Consider the following 17886-nt stretch of genomic DNA (forward strand, 5'->3'; position numbering starts at 1 on the left):
AATCTCTTAGGTTTACGGCTAGATACGCATTAGAGACATCTCTGTCCTAATGCCATCTAGTTAGGGAGAAAATCTCCCTAAAACCCTCTGTTTATGGAAGTGGGGGCGCTTTTTGCCCCCACTTTGCTACTTTGGGGGCGCTTTCTGCCCCCACTTTGTTATTTTGGGGGCGCTTTCTGCCCCCACTTTTATACTGAATTCAATCCGGTTTTTATCGTGTCCGAATTGCGGGGGCGCTTTTTGCCCCCACTTTGACATTTTGGGGGCACTTTCTGCCCCCACTTTGCTGTTTTGGGGGCGCTTTCTGCCCCCACACATCAAAATCCGGTTTCTCATGCCCTGACTGGTTCATCTGCTCGCTTATTCATCCTGTTCAGATTAAGCTTTGCCGCCACAAGCCACTCGTTGTAATCCTTATATCCGGCTGGAGGCGGACAGTCTTCTACCTCATATCCAAGCTCATAATACTTTCTCATAAGTTCAGCTGCTGCTTTTCTCCCCGGCTCATCTCTATCAAGGCAGAACCGGATGGAAGTAATCTGCGGATGTTCCCGAAGAAAAGTCTCAAGTGGTGCATCTGCAAGCATCCCAAGTGCCAGCTTATTTGATTCATAATCCGTGAAGATATCCACATAACTCATAAGGTCGATTGCAGCCTCAAATACTACAAGCTCTGTACTGTTAACATTTACTACATTAAATCCATAGTTTTTATCATTGCCTGTGACATCACACTTGAATGGCTTGCCCTGCTTATCAAACACGCCCCTCATACTTGCAAATCTTGTCACTCCATTTTTATCATTTCCCTTGAAAACAACATTGTGGTAATGCCTGCTCTCATAAATCAGTCCGTCTTTTAAAAAAAGATCTATGACTGCTCTGCTGATTCCTCTCTCCTGATTCAGATATGAAATAAGATAGGAATTATCTCCTGCCGGTTCCGGTAGGACAAACGGCTTTCTCTCCTCTGCCTGCTTCTGCGATACCTGATGAACAAGAGGCTGCTTTACAGGCTTCTCAATTCTTCTGTATCCTGCGAAATCTAAAAGCCAGAACACAGCCTCTTTTACACTCATTCTACAAAATACCCGTAAGAAATCTATCTGTGAGCCGCCATTGTTGCCTTTGTCAAACTGCCTTGACCATCTGTACCAATGGCTTCTGTTATAGATACGGATGGAATCCATCTCCTTTAAAGTGTGGTATTTGCCAATCCTCTTTACCGTATACCCAAGGCTTTCTGCAACTGCACACAGGTCAACACTCTTTGCTATGGCAAGCTCTTCATCCGTAAATCTTCCATCCATGCTTTCACCTTGCCTTTCCCTGCTCTGCTACAAGCGGTGACTTGATATCAAGTGTCCGGTAATCTGTGCTCAGGGTAATCTTAGGATTATCAATCATGCCTTTTTCCCTGAAACTGAAAAATTCACGATTGTCTCCACCGACTATGATATGGTCAATGAGCGGTATTCCCATCAGTTCACACAGCTTGTTCATGCGGTCTGTCATCATCGTGTCTGCCTTGCTTGGGAATACATTTCCGGATGGATGACAATGGATTAACATCATGCTTGCAGCATTGCTTAAGATACTTGATTTAAACAGCTCTCTCGGATGTGCCATTGCCTCATTTAAAGAACCAACACTTGCAAAATGCACATTGATAGGTTTTAAATCTGACCTTAGATTGACCACACACACTACTTCCCTGTCAAACTGGCACATACAGTCTCCCATGACAGCAGCTATATCCGCCGGATTGTTAAAGGTGTGCTCCGAATAAATCGGAGCATCCTTTACAAGTCTTACCGAAACCACATCAAGCTTGAAGTCATTCTTCTTTGGCATCAGACACCGCCTCCTCTCCAAACTCGACACGGATAACAAAGTCACCTTTCTGGCTGTTTATGAGAGCAATGAGTTCTTCCATTGTAAGTTCCTGCTCCATAACTGCCTCCTATCTGGACTTTTCCTTCGCATCATATACAAGGGGAGGTTCTGCAACGATACCATCAAGTCTCTTGTTAGGTGTATCAGTTGCAAGTGTGAGTTTTCTTAAATCCTTATCATAGTGATATACCTGATTGGAAAGTCTCTCGTCCAAAGACACCTCCTGCATATTTACCTCGACTACCATCTGTGCAAGCATCTCAGGGCTTCCCATATCTGAAGATACTGCAATAACCTCATGCACGCTCGAAGGGAGAATATAAAGGTCACTCTCTAAACTCTCTGCCAGCTCATGAAGCTCATTCTCATAAAGCATGGATGCTGCACCATTGATACCCTTTTCATTGGAAATCACCCACATCGTCTGCTCCGGTGGAATCTCAGCTATCATCATCTCTGCGATCTCCTGTGGCATCCCATCCCTTGCGAACATTTCTTTCATAATGTCATTCATGCTACGAACGACAGGTGGGAAGAGTCTTCTTGTGTTTTCCGCTGCACACTTAAAGAGCTGTTCCTCGCTCATTCCAAGTCTTTTTGCAAATTCATTTGTAATTTTTGAACTCTGCACCGCATCCTTATCTGCACTGATTATTACCTTATACACAATAGAAAGATCCTGGAACTCCCTGTGCGGCACCTGTTCCAAAAATGTCTTATTCTGCTCTGTATTGATGAGCTGGAATACAATCTTCTCGTTAGCATCCTTCATAATGCTGTCCACATCAACAACCGGAACCTGCTCATATGCCCTTTCCATAAAGTCACATGCAGCCATAAGTGTTTCCTCAAGATCACCACAGTCCTGATACTTCTTATACATGTCATTGATATAAATCGTAGGCGAAATGTTCCTGCCTTCTTCTCTTAAGATGATGCCATCAAGAGTCACATTCACCTTTTCCACTGGCTCTGCCACAAGCTCCATTCCTTTGAACTTCTCAGGCATATAATCCATAAACTTTTCTTTTACTACTTCCTTAAAAATCTCATAATTCATCATATTACGGTTCCTCCTTAATCTAAATTGTCATACAAAATCCCTTCATCCTCGGGATTTTTGTGTTCTCTGTAACTGTTGTCTTCTTCGATTCCCATATCAAAAGTGGTATGAGATTTTCTTTTCTTTCTGTAATAATTCTTGAGAAACATGCACTTTCTACAGTCCTCACAGAATAATTCTTCCGGCGGAATGCCAAGTGCCTTTGCAATCCTGTTCAACGTTCCCGTCCTTGGAACTCTTGAACCATTTTCGTATTGGGCAATTCTTACATCACCTCTATTTTCAAAACCACTTTTCTCGCCCAGTTCCCTGAGTGTCATTTTTTGTCGTTTTCTGTAATATCTGATTCTTTCTCCTACCACTGTTTGTCCTCCAAATCAAAAAAGCGGAGAACATAAGTCACTGGCTTACATTCCCCGCAAGGTTAATTGTTACTGTTTATTCTTTTTCTTTCTTCCACGAAGTCCGACTCCAACACCTGTAATAAGTGCAAGTGCACCAATTCCAAGATAAAGAAGCGGATTTGCATTGTCGCCTGTCTGTGGAAGCTTAGGCTCTGTCGGTACATTGACAAGCTTAAGAGTTGTTACAACAACATCCGGTGCATTGTCATCATATCGAAGAGTTACATCATGAGCTGTTTCATCAAGGATATATCCGTCAGCTGCTTTAGTCTCAACAACTGTATAATGGATATCTTCTTTGAATGATCCATCCTCGTTGTAAGTACAGATAGGAAGCTCCTTGCTCTCTGCATGACCATTCTTGTCAGTAGTGAGTGTATCAAGCACCTTTCCGTCCTTATCCCTTACTTCAAATACAACACCCTCAATCGGCTTTCCGGTTACTTTGTCAGTTTTCTCAATGACAATCTTACCTACTGCCTGCTCATCCTTCATGGATACCTTCTGAATCTCGGCAGTCTCCTTTACCTCAAAGGTCACATCCTTCGCCACCTTGTATCCATAAGGAGCTGATTCTTCACGAAGTGTGTACTTTCCAACAGGAAGTCTTTCGATCATATAAGTCTTTCCAGCCTCAGATGTCCAGCTTTCTACAAGCTTTCCATCAGCATCAATTACTGAAAGCTTTGCTCCAGGCAACTCTTTCTCTCCTGTGATATCAGTCTTTGAAATTTCTACCTTAATAGGTGCATTTTCAAATGCTGCCTCAAACTCGATAACCTTTACCTTATCTCCCTGATATGAAGCATCCACATCAAAAATCTTATCAGACTTCACATAGCCCTTTGGGGCCTCAATCTCTTTGACATAATACTGTCCAAGCGGAAGGTCAGAGGTAAATGCAGCCTTTCCATCCTTGCCTGTTACTGTTCTCTCAATCTGTGTATCAGCTTTTACGATTACCTTGCCATCTTTGTTCACAATGTCTTCTTTCGCAAATAAACCGAATACTGCTCCCTCAAGTGCTTCCTTAGTCTCTGAATCAGTCTTGGTTACAGTAATCTGCACTTTCTGACGCTCATTTGTCACATCCATTCCTGCAAACACAACCTTTGTATTCTGGTCGATATAGGAAAGGTCTGCTTCAATCGGTGTATCATCTAATACAAATCCATCAATGGTCTTTGTCTCAACAAGATAATATCTGCCAAGTGGAAGGTCATCAATTCTTGCGATACCCTTATCATTTGTCACGATGGTTGCCACCTTGTCTCCTGCCTTATGATATACAGTGTCAAGTCCGTCAGCACTTACGATATCCTCTTTTGCATATACATCAAAAGTTACTCCTGCAAGGCTGTCCTTGAAGAAATTGAAGATAAAGTCGTACCAGTACCCCTTCATAAGAGTGGTATCTGTTACAAATTCGCCGTCCTTATTGATAACGATGGAACCTGTAGGAACTTCATCCTTCATCTCTACATGCTGCACTTTGCCTGTGTCCTCAACTGTAAACTGGATATCTGCTGCCTTGAGATATCCGTAAGGAGCAAATTCCTCACGAAGAGTGTAAATCTCTCCAACTACAAGTCTCTTGATCACATGTGCTTCCTTAGCATCAGATGTCCATGTGTCTACCACATTTCCATCCTTATCAAGTACAGTAAGTGTTGCACCTGTAAGCTCTGCACCGCTTGTGATATCTGTCTTTGTAAACTCAAAGGTTGTAGGAGTGTTCTTATACTCGCTGTTATATACAGCAGTCTTAACATCCTGTCCCTGATATTTTGTATCAAAGTTTACTGCTTCCTCATTTGTCACATATCCGGCAGGCTTTACAAGCTCCCTTGCAACATATTTTGCAAATGGATAATTCTTAACAAAAGCAATCTTTCCATTCTCATCAGATGTTGCCTTCTCAAGAAGTGTGCCTTTCTCGATAATAACTCTGCCATCAGCATTCTTGATATCCTCATCTGCATAAAGACCAAATACTGCACCTGCAATCGGTGTGTTATCTTCTGCATCAAGCTTAGTCACTGACATATCAAGCTTCTGTCTGTCATCTGAGAAAGTAAGGCTTTCCTTGATAACAGGTGTCTTATCATCCACATATGTGAATGTCACTTTCTGCTCATTCGGATTTAATACATATCCGTATGGAGCTTCCACTTCCACAACTCTGTACTGTCCAAGAGGAAGATTCTTTGCTGTTGCCTTTCCATCCTTGCCAGTTGTAAGAGTTGTCACAAGGTCTCCCTTGCTGTAATACTTAATGCGGTTTCCGTCTGCATCCTTCTGGTTGTCTGCTGTGTAAATATCTTCCGCAGCATAAACTTTGAATTTTGCTCCGGCAAGTGAGCCTTCCTTATAAACAAACTCTTTCTCATATGAGCTTGCAAGAAGTCCACCCTTGAATCCGTCAAGTACCTCTCCCTTCTTTTCTACAGTCAGCTCTCCGACTGCAGGGGCATCGGAATATTCCACGGTGATGATTGCATCATTTGTATCACCATCTGTCTCAAATGCTGTATCAGTATCAACCGAGATGTTGACATACTTATCATTTACAACATATCCAAATGGTGCAGACACTTCCTCAATGCGGTAGTTACCGATTTTAAGTGCCTCCGGTAAGATTAAATCTCCGTCCTCATCAGTAAAGAATGAAGTATGCTCTACCTTTGACGGATAAGTTGTGTACTGCTTTACATATTCGTTCTTATCAATATTGAAGATTTTAAACTCTGCATTTGGCACAAGTACTGTCTGCTTTGTATCGGAATCCTTCTTGATTACACGAAGCTTTGCTGTAAACTCTCTGTCCAAGAAAACTCTCCATGTCTGAGGCTCTGTTGGATGATTCTCCTTTATCTTTACCTCAAATGGCTTGATTGTCTTCATGTTATGCGGAGTCTTTGATTCAACTACCACATAAGTTCCATAAGGAATTGCAATGGAAACTGCATGTCCCTTATCATCGGATGTGATTGTTGTTGCTCCGTTTTCCCCGATTACTACCGGAGTTGCCTTGTCAAAGTCATAACTTCCATCTGCCTTTACAGGTAAAGATGATTTCAAATAAGCTGTAAACTCTGCACCTGCAAGCAGTCCTGCTTCAGTATCATCGCCATTGTCAGATACCTTGATAAGCTGGAATGGCTGCTTGATTACCTGCTCTGCTGAAGTTGTACTTCTTGATACCTCTGCTACAAGGTCTCCCTCATAATCACATACCACATCATGTTCCTCTTCGTCTAAGAGATACCCCTCTGATGGAGTGATTTCCTTTACATAATAATTTCCAAGGTAAAGGTTATTGACCTCTGCCTCTCCATTCTTATCTGTTGTAAGTGTTGCTACAAGGTCACCTGCTTTGAATACGACTCCTGTTGCTCCGTCCGGATGCACGATATCGTTTCTTGCATAAAGACCATAAACTGCACCTTCAAGGCTTGCATCTCCCTGGGCAACTGCCTTGCCTGATTCCTTGTCTACCTTGTAGATATGAATCTTTGCTGTCGTTCTGTCATTCACAAATGTATGACTGAATGATGCCTTTGCCTGTGTTTCAGGTAATACATTGAAATTGAAGCTGTAAACATCTTTACTGTTTCTGATATACGCATATGGTGCCTGTGTCTCTGATACATAATATCCGTTAGAGATTGGCAGATCCGCGCTGTAGCTTGCCTTTCCGTCCTCACCTGTAGTTACTGTCTCAAGAGCTGTACCCTTTGTCACAATAACCTGTCCGGCATAGTTTTTGATGTCATTTCCGGCATAAAGTGTGTACTTGCCGCCTTCAAGAGGGTTCTCTGTGTCAGAGTCCTTCTTTACGACAGATACATCCGCTTTCTGTCTTGTATTCTCAATCGTAGTTGATTCATACTGGACTGTCACAGTCTGGTGCTTATACTCAACTGCTACTGTCTGAGGTGTGGTATTGATTGTATATCCGTCAATGCTCTTAATCTCAGTAATCACATAAGTTCCAAGATGAAGGTCAGATAATACCACCTGTCCGTCAGTTCCTGTTGTTAGGCTTTCTGCTACAACATCGCCAGCACTATACACCTTTGTACCATCTGCCTTGTAGATATCTGCCCCGGCAGTTACCTTGAATGCTGCTCCGGAAAGCTTCTTTTTCTCATAGGTGAAATTGCTTCCATTCCATGAGCTAAGCACCTCACCCTCTTTATAGATTGTGATTGCTCCAAGCTGCTCTTTATCTGTTGCAGAGATTCCCGTTGTCTGTCCTGCTTTTACAGTAAGTGTATGAACCTTACCGGAAAGGACATATCCCTTTGGTGCGGTAATTTCTTTTACATAATAAGTGCCTGCAACAAGTGCAGCTGACTTTGCATATCCGTTTCCATCTGTTGTCATGGTCTGTACTCTGTTTGTGCATCCGCTGTCAGAATAGATTCCATAAACTGCACCGGAAAGCTTCACTCCGCTTGACTCATCTGTCTTTGTAAGCTCACCATATCCGATGTTCTCTGTCTTGACCTTGATATAGGCTTTGACAGGATCTGCTGTCGGTCTTTCAGAAATAAACTCCTGATATCCGCTTTTTCCTGTAAGCCAGAATACACAGCTTGATGTTGTCTCAACCTTGCCTGCATTGGATGTGAATGTTCCTGTTGTAGCTGTAGTATTCACACTCGTTGAAGATATGGTAATACTGTTGCCATTCTTATCAACAGAATATCCGCTGATGCCAAAATCAAAATCCGATAAAACACCATTGCTGTCATATAATGTTGTTTCAAATCTCTGACTTCCCTCATTCCACTTCAGCTCATAAGTTGGTGCCTCACTGGTTCTGCGTGATGCAAAACTTGGAAGTGTTGCATTGTAGGAGCTGCTGATATTGTCCCTGAGTCTCTCATAATAACTGTATGAAGAATCAGGACTTGGTGCTGTGTTGCAGAGCTTTCTCGCTGCCGAATCACCACTTCCAGTTCCAAAAATATCTGCTACAATTACCCATACCATTGCCTGAGTTGCGATATACTCATCACACTGGCTGTTGCTTGGTGCCGCCTTTTGTGTACTGTTAAACCCATAATAAAGGCAGTAACTTAAAAGCTTTCTCTGCTGTGCTGACATTGATGTGCTTGCATCATCGTAGCTGTTCATAAGCTGACCGCCATCTGCTCTTAATCCGAAATTCATACAATATGCCGAATTTCCGTCAAGAATTGAATACAGAATCTTGCCATGATTAAATCCGGGCTTTAGCTCACTTACTTCTCCGGAATTTTTGACTGATGCATTCCAGAACGCAATATTTGCCTGCGGACTGGCTGCAAATGCTGTTGTACCATTCGTAAAGAGTGTTCCAACCAGTGTGAGCATAGCCATAAATCCTGCCATAAAACGCTTTAGTTTCTGTTTCATGTGCTCTTTCCTCCTTAATTTACGCATAAAAAAAGAAAGACATAAGTTTATGGCTTACATCTTTCTTCCTTCTGCTTCTATTCGTTTTTATTTATCTGTGACATCGAAACTCGTAATAGTCTGTGCCGCCTGTCGTGTAAACTCCATCATAACTGATGTAGAATACCGGATCTGTTTCCAAAAGTAACATACTTGCAATATATTCTGCGATTGCATCCTCAGATGATAACCGCTGTCCATCAATGGTACTTGCTTTGTTAAGGTCTGTCTCTACAAACACACTATAATAAGAGCCTTCCATACCATCGTAAGGATAATACTCATTGTACTCTTCCTGCGTGATACTGCCATCATTCAAATGGTTCTGTAAATTCTGCTGTGTGGTAATCATTCCTCCTGCCTGACACTTTGCTGTTGCAAGTGACACAACATTCTGTGGACTGTATGCCACGGATGCAGGCTGTGGGTTGCTCACATTGTCTTTCGGACTGTCTGTAGTCTGACCACCATTACCTGCATTACTCTGATTTCCGCCAGCTTCCTCATTATCATTTACAGGAGCTTTCTGTTCCGGCTCGTCATTCTGCTTTGGCTTTTCTTCCTGCTTTGAAGCAGTTTTATTATCTGCGGATCGGTTATCTTCTTTATCAGTCTTCTCTTCTGAATCTTTAGCCTCGGCAATATCTTTCTCTGTCTCATCACTTCCAGCTTCGGTTGTGACCTCTGTGACAGCTTCCGTTGCCATTGCTACTTCTTCAGTTGGCTTTACGCTTTCCGTCTGTTTCTCTGTCTGATTATCAGCCTTTTCCTTACCACCATTACAGGCAGCCATTGAAAAGACCAGTACTGCGGATAATAAGATAATACTTATCTTCTTCATAGTAATCACCCATCCCTTCTCCGCAAGAGGGACGGGCTTTGTGTTCCGTGCCATCCACCCTTGCAGTGAACTATTTATCTGTAATGCACGGGACACATAGGACTGTCCCGTATTCTGTGCATCTTAAACTCCTTTCATTATACCAGCTCTCTTATTTTAAAGAAATACTGCATAAGTCTTCTGTTTTTCTTATAATTTAAGAATAAACCCTTTACCTGCATTCGCTCACCTCCTCTCAGAATGTGCCCATTCTTACGAATGAAAGAAATACCCTTGCCACCATTGCGAATAGAAGAAGAATTATTCTGGCAAGTCCTAAGACCAGCTTCAAAGCTCCAAGAATTATCCTTAATATCCACTTGAGTATCTCTAAAATCACTGTTCCTACGGCTCCCATAACTCTTCTCATAATAATCAGTCTCCTTTCGACATCCATCCCATTGCAAGACCTGCAACATCTGCATCGTCCATAACATCTTCTGTAAGTTCTTGTGCTTCACTATTGGCTGCCTGCATAATTACCGGCTGACCAACATTCATCCCGGATATCACTCCGCCTAACAGCTTTATTACCTCTTTTCTAGCCTCATTGGTTGCTGCTTCAATGACTTCTTCCTTAATGTCATCAATATCTTCTGACCGGATATATTCAGCCCTCTCTTTTTCCTTCTTCTTGATAACAAAGGTTTCTTTTCCATAATTATCAATGTAAAACTGAATCGCATCTATGATGAACTGATTCTTAGATTTGAAAATCTTTGGATCAAGGTTCTGAATCACATCATTGATTTTCACATGCTGAGGATTGCTCATGTTGAGGCGGACAGAAGTTTTTACTTCATATTCAAGTCTTCTTCCCATCATCTGCCTCCTTATGATAATCGCTTAGTGCTTTTAAGTCCCATCGTGGCAAGCTGTTCATATCCTCTTGCATTTGCCTTTACATCAAGGTTATAGGAAATGTTCTTTGCATCGTGACTGCCAAAATTCTTCATCACAACTGCCCCGCCACCGACAAATACAATCGGTGTAGTCTTTAAGTTATATCCAAACTCACGGATTGAGTTATATACCTTATCAACAAAATCCTCTATCTCTGCCTTGATAATGGCAAAGTATTCATCATCAATATCTGACCTGCCATATCGCATGATGTTCTGTATCTCTGACTCGTCTACCTCTCCGTTAAGCTGTCTTACACACTGCTCATTGATAGAACGCATACAGGTAATAAGACCTTTTGGAATCGTCACACACTTTGATTCATCCGGTGACTTGTTGATTACCGGCATAATGTCGATTGTCCAGCTTCCAATATCTACTATCAGTGTTTTCTTTGCCATAGCAGGAATCTTGTCCACTACTGCTGCATAGCACTGAGGAAATACTGCCACATCATCAATTTCAATATGATATGACTCATTCTCATATTTGAAGCTTACACGCTTATTCTTTGTCAGGTACTTGATAAAATCATTCTTCTCTGCTCCAAATCTTGTAAGTGGAAGTCCTACAGCAAGAAATACCTTTGCCTCTGCAAGACCTCTTCTTTTAAGTTCCTTGGCAACTGCTGCAAGAGTGAGAAGATAAAAGCTGTCATCTTCGACCTTTGTATCCTTTACTTCCTGCCTCACAGCTCCAACCTTATAGAACTTTCCTTCATACTCAAGTACATCGCCGAAAAGTGCCGGAGTTGTTGTAATCTCCTTAACACCTGTGACAAATACCTGAGAGATTGTTTTCATCATTGACCATCCATGATCAATGCCGATTACTTCTAACTTGTTATTCATGTGTTTTGCACATCCTTTCTTCTTAAACAGCCACTTGAACATCTTAACCACCTACTTTCCTATCAGCTTTCGCATACAAGGAAAACAATAACCATTCCCTCGATAATATGGACATCCGACACATTCCGTCGGAAGTTTCTGTTCCTTTTTCTTAGATGGTTTACAACATGTTCCATTGGCACATCTGTTGTTATGTCCCCAGAAGAATCTACAATGCATACAATCTTTTAATTCTCTTTCAAGCTTTTCTTCTGGAGATACAAACCTGCGTTTCTTATGCTTATCTCTTTTTTCAACTGTTCCCACCAGAGCTCTCCTCCCTTCCAAGGAGTGATTGCTCTCTTATCTGTTCCATTGTCCTGTCCGACTCTCCTGCCGTCCTAGCTAACGAATACAATACGATAAGAACAATAATTATTAATGCTATGCTAAATCCCATCACCACTTTATCCTCCTTCAAATTAGTTGCCATATAGACAGAATTTGAATTTGGAAGTGATATAGTCTACATGGCTATGCTTAACGCTAAGCATGTAGGTACACGCCAGTCTTCTAGACTCCTATATCGCCCCGTGTACAAAGAGGTGTTCTCACCTCCGGGAGTTACAGACGAGCCACAAAATGTGTTTCACGACGCCCTTCTGAATTATCAGAAGCACTATCTCCTCTTTTAGCCTTTTGAGGATAAGGACGAACTTCTCGCCCTCTGTGGTTAATTATCCTTACGCAACATGCCTATTCCTTTTACCAGATTTCCATCCAGCTTCTCGCCCTTCATCTTTCAATCCATCAGACTACTAATATGATAGCTGTGACTTTCATCCTCCAGGTACATGCCCCGTAATTTTACTACCTACAGATACTCTGCAGTGCAAACTACTTTGCAAATCTGTAACTGATTATTCAATTGTTATGTCCAATCTCTCTTGGACAATTGATATTCTACAATGCACTTTAATTTTACGGAAGTGACACCACTGGTGTATTTTTACGAATTTTCACCAGTTTTTGGTGTATTTGTCATTTCCTTTAATTTGTTCCATGTATGCTTAGGCAGTTCTCTTGCCGGCTCTCTGAATCGTTCAAGATATTTTTCAAATAATTCCGTATTGATTAATGCTGAATTACCGACTTTATAGACTGCTCCTGCCTCTCTCGCAATTACTATGATTCTAGATTTACTTATCCCATAAATAATCGCTCCTTCCTCTGCATTTACAAATTTTTTCATAAAATCCTTTGTATCTGAATAGCACTTATATGAGTAACTCATTCATCAGTCTCCTTTCACATTTGGCAATGGATGTTTCATTTCTGTTGGCGGTTCTCTGAATTGCTCCATATAATCATCAAAAATTTCCAAATTTATTAATATAGTATTTCCCTTAGCTGTTCCAATCTTATATACAGCACCCGCTGCTCTAGCCATTTCAATAAATCTATGATGCCCTATGCTATATGTCATTGAAGCTTCCCCAATTCTTACAAACTTCTTTTCTACGATTTTGTTTGAACTAGGCACTCTTGCAAAATGTTTCATAAATTTCATCAACCTTTCCTTATGTACTAATATAATCTTTGCAAGCTGATATCTTGCTCCAGCAGCTAATGCTATATCCATTGCCTCATCTCGTGTTACATCTAATAAAGCCATTACTTCATCAATACGAATAAATCTTGGTTTTACAATTTCTTTTCTATAGGCACTAACTGAACCACTCAATGTATTTACCATAACATCACCTACTTATAAAACTCAGAATCTGTAATATGAAAAGTTTCAAGATACTTATCCAATATTTCTGTATTAACAAGTACAAGCTGACCAATCTTATAACAAGCCTTGGCATCCTTAGCCACTTCTTGAAATTTTGTCATTCCCATACTGTACATCTTTGCACCATCTGAATATCTTACAAACTTTTTTGCATCCTCATATCTATCTTTTTTCTTTGATTCATCCATTGCTGTGCTCCTTTCACTTTGACTTCATAACAAATGACGTATTTTCTCCATAACGCAAAAAAGAGGACATCTTCTAAATTTCTTTAGAAAATGTCCTCTTAGTAGTTCATATTCGATTGAGTCTTATTCTTTTCAGATTGTGTACTCTTTCATACTGATGTAAATGACTATGCCAAAATACGTCTTTTAATGCGTCCTTTGACGTACTCAAATGCCTCAATCCCGCATAAACACTAGGTTTATTTATCCAAGCTCTTCATTGTCGGGAACAACAGCACGTCCCTAATTGCTGCAGAGTCTGTAAGTAACATTACCATTCTGTCGATACCAAAGCCGATACCGCCTGTAGGTGGCATACCAATTTCAAGGGCATTTAAGAAGTCCTCATCTGTATGTTCTGCCTCATCATCACCTGCTGCAAAAGCCTCTTCCTGTGCTGCGAATCTTTCTCTCTGGTCAATTGGATCGTTAAGCTCTGAATAAGCATTAGCCAATTCCCATCCGTTCATAAAGAACTCAAAACGTTCTACATAATCAGGATTTTCCGGTTTCTTCTTTGTAAGTGGAGAAATCTCAATTGGGTGATCCATAATAAATGTAGGCTGAATCAAATGTTCCTCTACATATTCCTCAAAGAATAAGTTTAGGATGTCACCCTTCTTGTGACGTTCCTCAAATTCCACATGATGCTCTTTAGCAAGCTCTCTTGCCTGTTCTAATGTTTCAACTTCATTCCAGTCAACACCTGCATACTTCTTAACAGCATCTACCATGGTAAGTCTCTCAAACGGCTGACTTAAATCCATCTCAATACCATTGTATGAAATCTTTGCGCTGCCACAAACCGTTTCAGCCAGATGTCTGTAAAGATTTTCTGTTAAATCCATCATACCGTGGTAATCTGTATATGCCTGATATAATTCCATAAGAGTAAATTCCGGATTGTGTCTTGTATCAACACCTTCATTACGAAATACTCTTCCAATTTCATAAACCTTCTCAAGTCCGCCTACAATAAGTCTCTTTAAGTAAAGCTCCAATGAAATACGAAGCTTAACATCTTCATCTAAAGCATTAAAATGTGTCTCAAAAGGACGGGCAGCCGCACCACCTGCATTGTGAACAAGCATAGGTGTTTCAACTTCCATAAATCCCTGTCCGTCTAAGAACTTTCTGATTTCACTTATAATCTTTGATCTCTTAATAAATGTATCCTTTACTTCCGGATTCATAATAAGGTCAAGATATCTCTGACGATATCTTAAGTCTGTGTTTGTAAGACCATGATGCTTTTCCGGAAGAATCTGAAGACTCTTTGATAAAAGTATAACTTCTGTTGCGTGGATACTCTTTTCACCTGTCTTAGTAGTAAATGCGTATCCCTTTACGCCAACGATGTCACCGATATCCATCTTCTTAAAGGCTTTATATTCGTCAAAAGGTTCATCTCCTAATTCATTTCTGGCTACATAAACCTGAATATTTCCTGTTTTATCCTGGACATTACAGAATGATGCCTTACCCATAACACGTTTAAGCATAATACGTCCTGCAATAGAAACAAGTTTAGCATCATCTTTAATGAGCTTTCCTTCCTCGTCATGCTGACATTCAAACTGTTCAAAATTATCCTTAATTTCTGTTGTATGATTTGTAACATCATACTTTGTAATCTGGAAAGGATCCTTTCCCTGTGCCTGCAAATCAGCAAGTTTCTCGCGACGTACCTTTAAAAGCTGATTTACATCCACCTGCTGGTTATTATTCTTATTCTGCTCTGCCATTTTTAACTCCTAATATACAAATATTTTATCTCTCTGTCTTAATTTCAAGAACTTTATATTTTGAAACAGTATCACCCATTTCAACTTCAACTTCCTCACCAACTTCTTTTCCAATAAGTGCTCTTCCAAGAGGTGATTCATTTGAAATAAGTCCCTTTAAGCTGTTAGTCTGTGTTGAACCAACAATGCTGAATTCCAATTCCTCATCATATTCAAAATCATAAATCTTAATATGACAACCAACGTTAATCTTCTTATCATCAATGTCATCTGCACCAACAACTTCAACGTTTTTAAGAATCTTCTCTATTTCTTCAATTCTTGTTTCAATATCTCTCTGCTCATCCTTTGCAGCATCATATTCAGCATTTTCTGATAAGTCTCCCTGCTCTCTTGCTTCCTTAATCTTTGCTGCAACTTCTTTACGTTTATTTACTTTTAAATCTTCTAATTCTGCCTCTAATTTCTGTAATCCTTCATAAGTAAGAATATTTTTCTTTGCTTCTGCCATTTTCTATTCCTCCAATCGGCTACTGGTTCAAAACTTTTACACTTTATAATAGCAAGGTGACTGTTTATTGTCAACCTTAACGCCCTATTTTACTGGGGATTTTGCCAAAATTCCCCCTTGTTATAACCTGGATTCTATAACCTCTTTTAGAGACTCCCAGCTTACTATTTCATTACATCTGCGTCTAAGCTCTGCTGAATGTGGCAGACCCTGTGTGTACCAGGCAATATGTTTCCTCATTTCCCGCACTGCGGTATATTCGCCTTTGTACTCAATAAGCATAGATGCATGTTTTAAAATCATGTTTTTCACCTCTTCTGCCGAAGGCTTCTCAGGCACTATTCCTGTTTTAAGATATTCATTAATTTCCTTAAAAATCCACGGATTTCCTCTGGCAACTCTTCCTACCATAAGTCCGTCGCATCCGGTATATTCCTTCATTGCCTTAGCATCCTGTGGTGAAAAAATATCACCATTTCCTATAACCGGGATTTTCACCGCCTCTTTCACTGCCTTAATAATATCCCAGTCAGCCTTTCCGCCGTAATACTGCTCCCTTGTTCTCCCGTGAACAGCTACAGCTGCCACTCCACAGCTTTCAGCAATCTTTGCAATTTCTACCGCCTGAGATTCCCCATCCTTAAAACCTTTCCTTGTTTTAACAGTTACCGGTTTGTTAATGGCTTTAACCATTTTTGTAAGGATTTCCTCAACTAATTTAGGCTGTGTCAAAAGGTATGAACCCTCATGGTTATTTACAATTTTAGGCACCGGGCATCCCATATTTATATCAATAAAATCACAGTTCCCTTCCGCCACACGGCTACCTATTTCAGCCATTATATCCGGATCGGAGCCAAACAGCTGGATCCCCACAGGATGTTCTCTTTCGTCAATGTTAAGAAGTACATCTGTATTTTTATTTTTGTATAATATAGCCTTGGCACTTACCATTTCCGAATACAATATGCCGCATCCCTGTTCCTTGCAAAGCAGACGAAATGGCAGGTCTGTTACACCTGCCATTGGTCCTAATGCCAAACTATTTTCAATTTCAACATTACCTATTTTCATATTATTTTCTGTTCTTTTCGTAAATTATTCGCATTCCCTGAAGTGTCAGTTCGTTATCATATATATCAATTCTGTCCGTATTTTTATAAATTATACGTCCCATTCCCCCTGTAGCAATTACCTTAAGATTGTCAAGACCGCTTTCTTCCTTTATCTTATCAATAATATACTCCGTCTGTCCGATGTATCCGTATACAATACCTGCCTGCATGCTTGAAATGGTATCCTTTCCTAAAATAGATGACGGCTTTTTGATTTCCACCTCAGGAAGTTTTGCAGTACAATCCCAAAGTGCCTTGGCACAAATCTTTATTCCCGGAGATGTAACCCCCGCTTCAAAAGTTCCGTCCCCTAAAATCAAATCATATGTAGTAGCTGTTCCGAAATCCACCACGATACATGGTCCGCCGTAAAGTTCATAAGCTGCCACTGCGTCAACTATTCTGTCAGAGCCTACCTCCCTAGGGTCGGTTCTATTAATTTTTATACCTGTTTTAGTACCGATACCTACGATTATAGGCTCAATTCCAAAATATTTAATAATTCCACTGTTAAGGGAATACATAACCTTAGGCACAACAGATGAAATAATAACATCTTTTATGCTTTTAATATTAATTCCCTTTCTAACTATCATTTCAGCAATCAATGAACCAAATTCATCTGATGTTCTAACCGCCTGAGTGGTAATTCTGAAAGTAGAATGTATGTCTTTTCCCTCAAACAATCCCAGTGTAATATTTGTATTTCCTACATCAACTGTCAACAGCATTACGCATCTTCTCCTAAAACAAATACTTTATAATACATTTCCAAAGATTCCAGCAATTCAGCCTTTTCCAGCTGTATCTGTCTGATTTTCAGTCCGCTTCCGATATCATCATATAATATGTCTCCTTCGTCTGCTTCCGTAATCAGTCTGAGACTTCCGTCCTCCTGAAACTCCAGTAAAAAAATTCCTCCTACGTCTTCCGTGAACAACACACACATTATTTGTAATTCCTGCTTAATCTGTTCCGGGAGATTAGAAAACTGTTCATTTAAATAATATTTCTTCTCATATGCACTAGCGCCACACAAGACCATCTTTTCATTAAACATTTCCAAGTA

General features: G+C 40.5%; 19 protein-coding genes. All 19 read right to left on the reverse strand.

Annotation, left to right across the window (positions count from 1 at the left end; all coding sequences use genetic code 11):
- Window positions 1-332 precede the first annotated feature (332 nt).
- The 19 genes from DWW68_RS07245 to DWW68_RS07335 all read right to left on the reverse strand — a co-directional run bounded on the left by DWW68_RS07245 (window position 333) and on the right by DWW68_RS07335 (window position 17877).
- Window positions 333-1310, reverse strand: a complete 978-nt coding sequence (locus DWW68_RS07245; protein WP_118589273.1) for a DUF3991 and TOPRIM domain-containing protein — start codon at window positions 1308-1310, stop codon at window positions 333-335.
- A 4-nt stretch (window positions 1311-1314) separates the two neighbouring features.
- Window positions 1315-1854, reverse strand: coding sequence for a JAB domain-containing protein (locus DWW68_RS07250; protein WP_004611525.1), 540 nt, complete (start codon window positions 1852-1854; stop codon window positions 1315-1317).
- Window positions 1855-1963: 109 nt separating this feature from the next.
- Window positions 1964-2959 (reverse strand): DUF5688 family protein, encoded by a 996-nt coding sequence (locus DWW68_RS07255; protein ID WP_008395346.1) that lies wholly within the window; start codon window positions 2957-2959, stop codon window positions 1964-1966.
- A gap of 14 nt (window positions 2960-2973) precedes the next feature.
- A complete protein-coding gene (locus DWW68_RS07260) occupies window positions 2974-3321 on the reverse strand; it encodes a helix-turn-helix transcriptional regulator (protein ID WP_055306798.1) in 348 nt (115 codons plus the stop codon).
- 69 nt (window positions 3322-3390) lie between these two features.
- On the reverse strand, window positions 3391-8769 hold the full coding sequence (locus DWW68_RS07265; protein WP_199641182.1) for a SpaA isopeptide-forming pilin-related protein: 5379 nt from the start codon (window positions 8767-8769) through the stop codon (window positions 3391-3393).
- A gap of 91 nt (window positions 8770-8860) precedes the next feature.
- Entirely contained in the window at window positions 8861-9649 is a 789-nt protein-coding gene (locus tag DWW68_RS07270) for a hypothetical protein (protein WP_242950293.1), read from the reverse strand.
- A 235-nt stretch (window positions 9650-9884) separates the two neighbouring features.
- A complete protein-coding gene (locus tag DWW68_RS07275; RefSeq protein ID WP_172622380.1) occupies window positions 9885-10058 on the reverse strand; it encodes a hypothetical protein in 174 nt (57 codons plus the stop codon).
- Window positions 10059-10063: 5 nt separating this feature from the next.
- Window positions 10064-10513 carry a hypothetical protein gene (locus DWW68_RS07280; RefSeq protein WP_008395352.1) on the reverse strand — a complete coding sequence of 150 codons (450 nt, stop codon included), beginning with the start codon at window positions 10511-10513 and terminating at the stop codon, window positions 10064-10066.
- Window positions 10514-10521: 8 nt separating this feature from the next.
- Complete coding sequence (locus DWW68_RS07285; RefSeq protein ID WP_330394027.1) at window positions 10522-11484, reverse strand: ParM/StbA family protein; 963 nt, start codon at window positions 11482-11484, stop codon at window positions 10522-10524.
- A 9-nt stretch (window positions 11485-11493) separates the two neighbouring features.
- Window positions 11494-11748 carry a hypothetical protein gene (locus DWW68_RS07290; protein WP_077326156.1) on the reverse strand — a complete coding sequence of 85 codons (255 nt, stop codon included), beginning with the start codon at window positions 11746-11748 and terminating at the stop codon, window positions 11494-11496.
- On the reverse strand, window positions 11735-11881 hold the full coding sequence (locus DWW68_RS07295) for a hypothetical protein (RefSeq protein WP_227135588.1): 147 nt from the start codon (window positions 11879-11881) through the stop codon (window positions 11735-11737). The genes DWW68_RS07290 and DWW68_RS07295 overlap by 14 nt, the downstream gene beginning before the upstream one ends.
- Window positions 11882-12430: 549 nt before the next feature.
- A complete protein-coding gene (locus tag DWW68_RS07300) occupies window positions 12431-12715 on the reverse strand; it encodes a DUF6462 family protein (protein WP_005340582.1) in 285 nt (94 codons plus the stop codon).
- A gap of 3 nt (window positions 12716-12718) precedes the next feature.
- Window positions 12719-13177 carry a DUF6462 family protein gene (locus DWW68_RS07305; RefSeq protein ID WP_008395356.1) on the reverse strand — a complete coding sequence of 153 codons (459 nt, stop codon included), beginning with the start codon at window positions 13175-13177 and terminating at the stop codon, window positions 12719-12721.
- 8 nt (window positions 13178-13185) lie between these two features.
- The gene (locus DWW68_RS07310; protein ID WP_008395358.1) at window positions 13186-13407 is read right to left on the reverse strand and encodes a DUF6462 family protein; all 222 of its coding nucleotides are present in this window, start codon (window positions 13405-13407) and stop codon (window positions 13186-13188) included.
- Between the two features lie 239 nt (window positions 13408-13646).
- Window positions 13647-15191 carry a lysine--tRNA ligase gene (lysS, locus tag DWW68_RS07315; protein ID WP_118589271.1) on the reverse strand — a complete coding sequence of 515 codons (1545 nt, stop codon included), beginning with the start codon at window positions 15189-15191 and terminating at the stop codon, window positions 13647-13649.
- Window positions 15192-15216: 25 nt separating this feature from the next.
- Window positions 15217-15702, reverse strand: coding sequence for a transcription elongation factor GreA (gene greA, locus DWW68_RS07320; RefSeq protein WP_021952225.1), 486 nt, complete (start codon window positions 15700-15702; stop codon window positions 15217-15219).
- 120 nt (window positions 15703-15822) lie between these two features.
- Window positions 15823-16776, reverse strand: coding sequence for a tRNA dihydrouridine synthase DusB (gene dusB / locus DWW68_RS07325; RefSeq protein WP_118589270.1), 954 nt, complete (start codon window positions 16774-16776; stop codon window positions 15823-15825).
- Between the two features lies 1 nt (window position 16777).
- Window positions 16778-17548 (reverse strand): type III pantothenate kinase, encoded by a 771-nt coding sequence (locus tag DWW68_RS07330; RefSeq protein WP_021952223.1) that lies wholly within the window; start codon window positions 17546-17548, stop codon window positions 16778-16780.
- Window positions 17548-17877, reverse strand: coding sequence for a DUF6145 family protein (locus DWW68_RS07335; RefSeq protein WP_021952222.1), 330 nt, complete (start codon window positions 17875-17877; stop codon window positions 17548-17550). Before DWW68_RS07335 ends, DWW68_RS07330 begins: the two co-directional genes overlap by 1 nt.
- Between the last annotated feature and the right edge of the window lie 9 nt (window positions 17878-17886).

It is taken from the genome of Eubacterium sp. AF16-48, from assembly GCF_003479405.1.
GTDB classification, from domain to species: domain Bacteria; phylum Bacillota; class Clostridia; order Lachnospirales; family Lachnospiraceae; genus Eubacterium_G; species Eubacterium_G segne.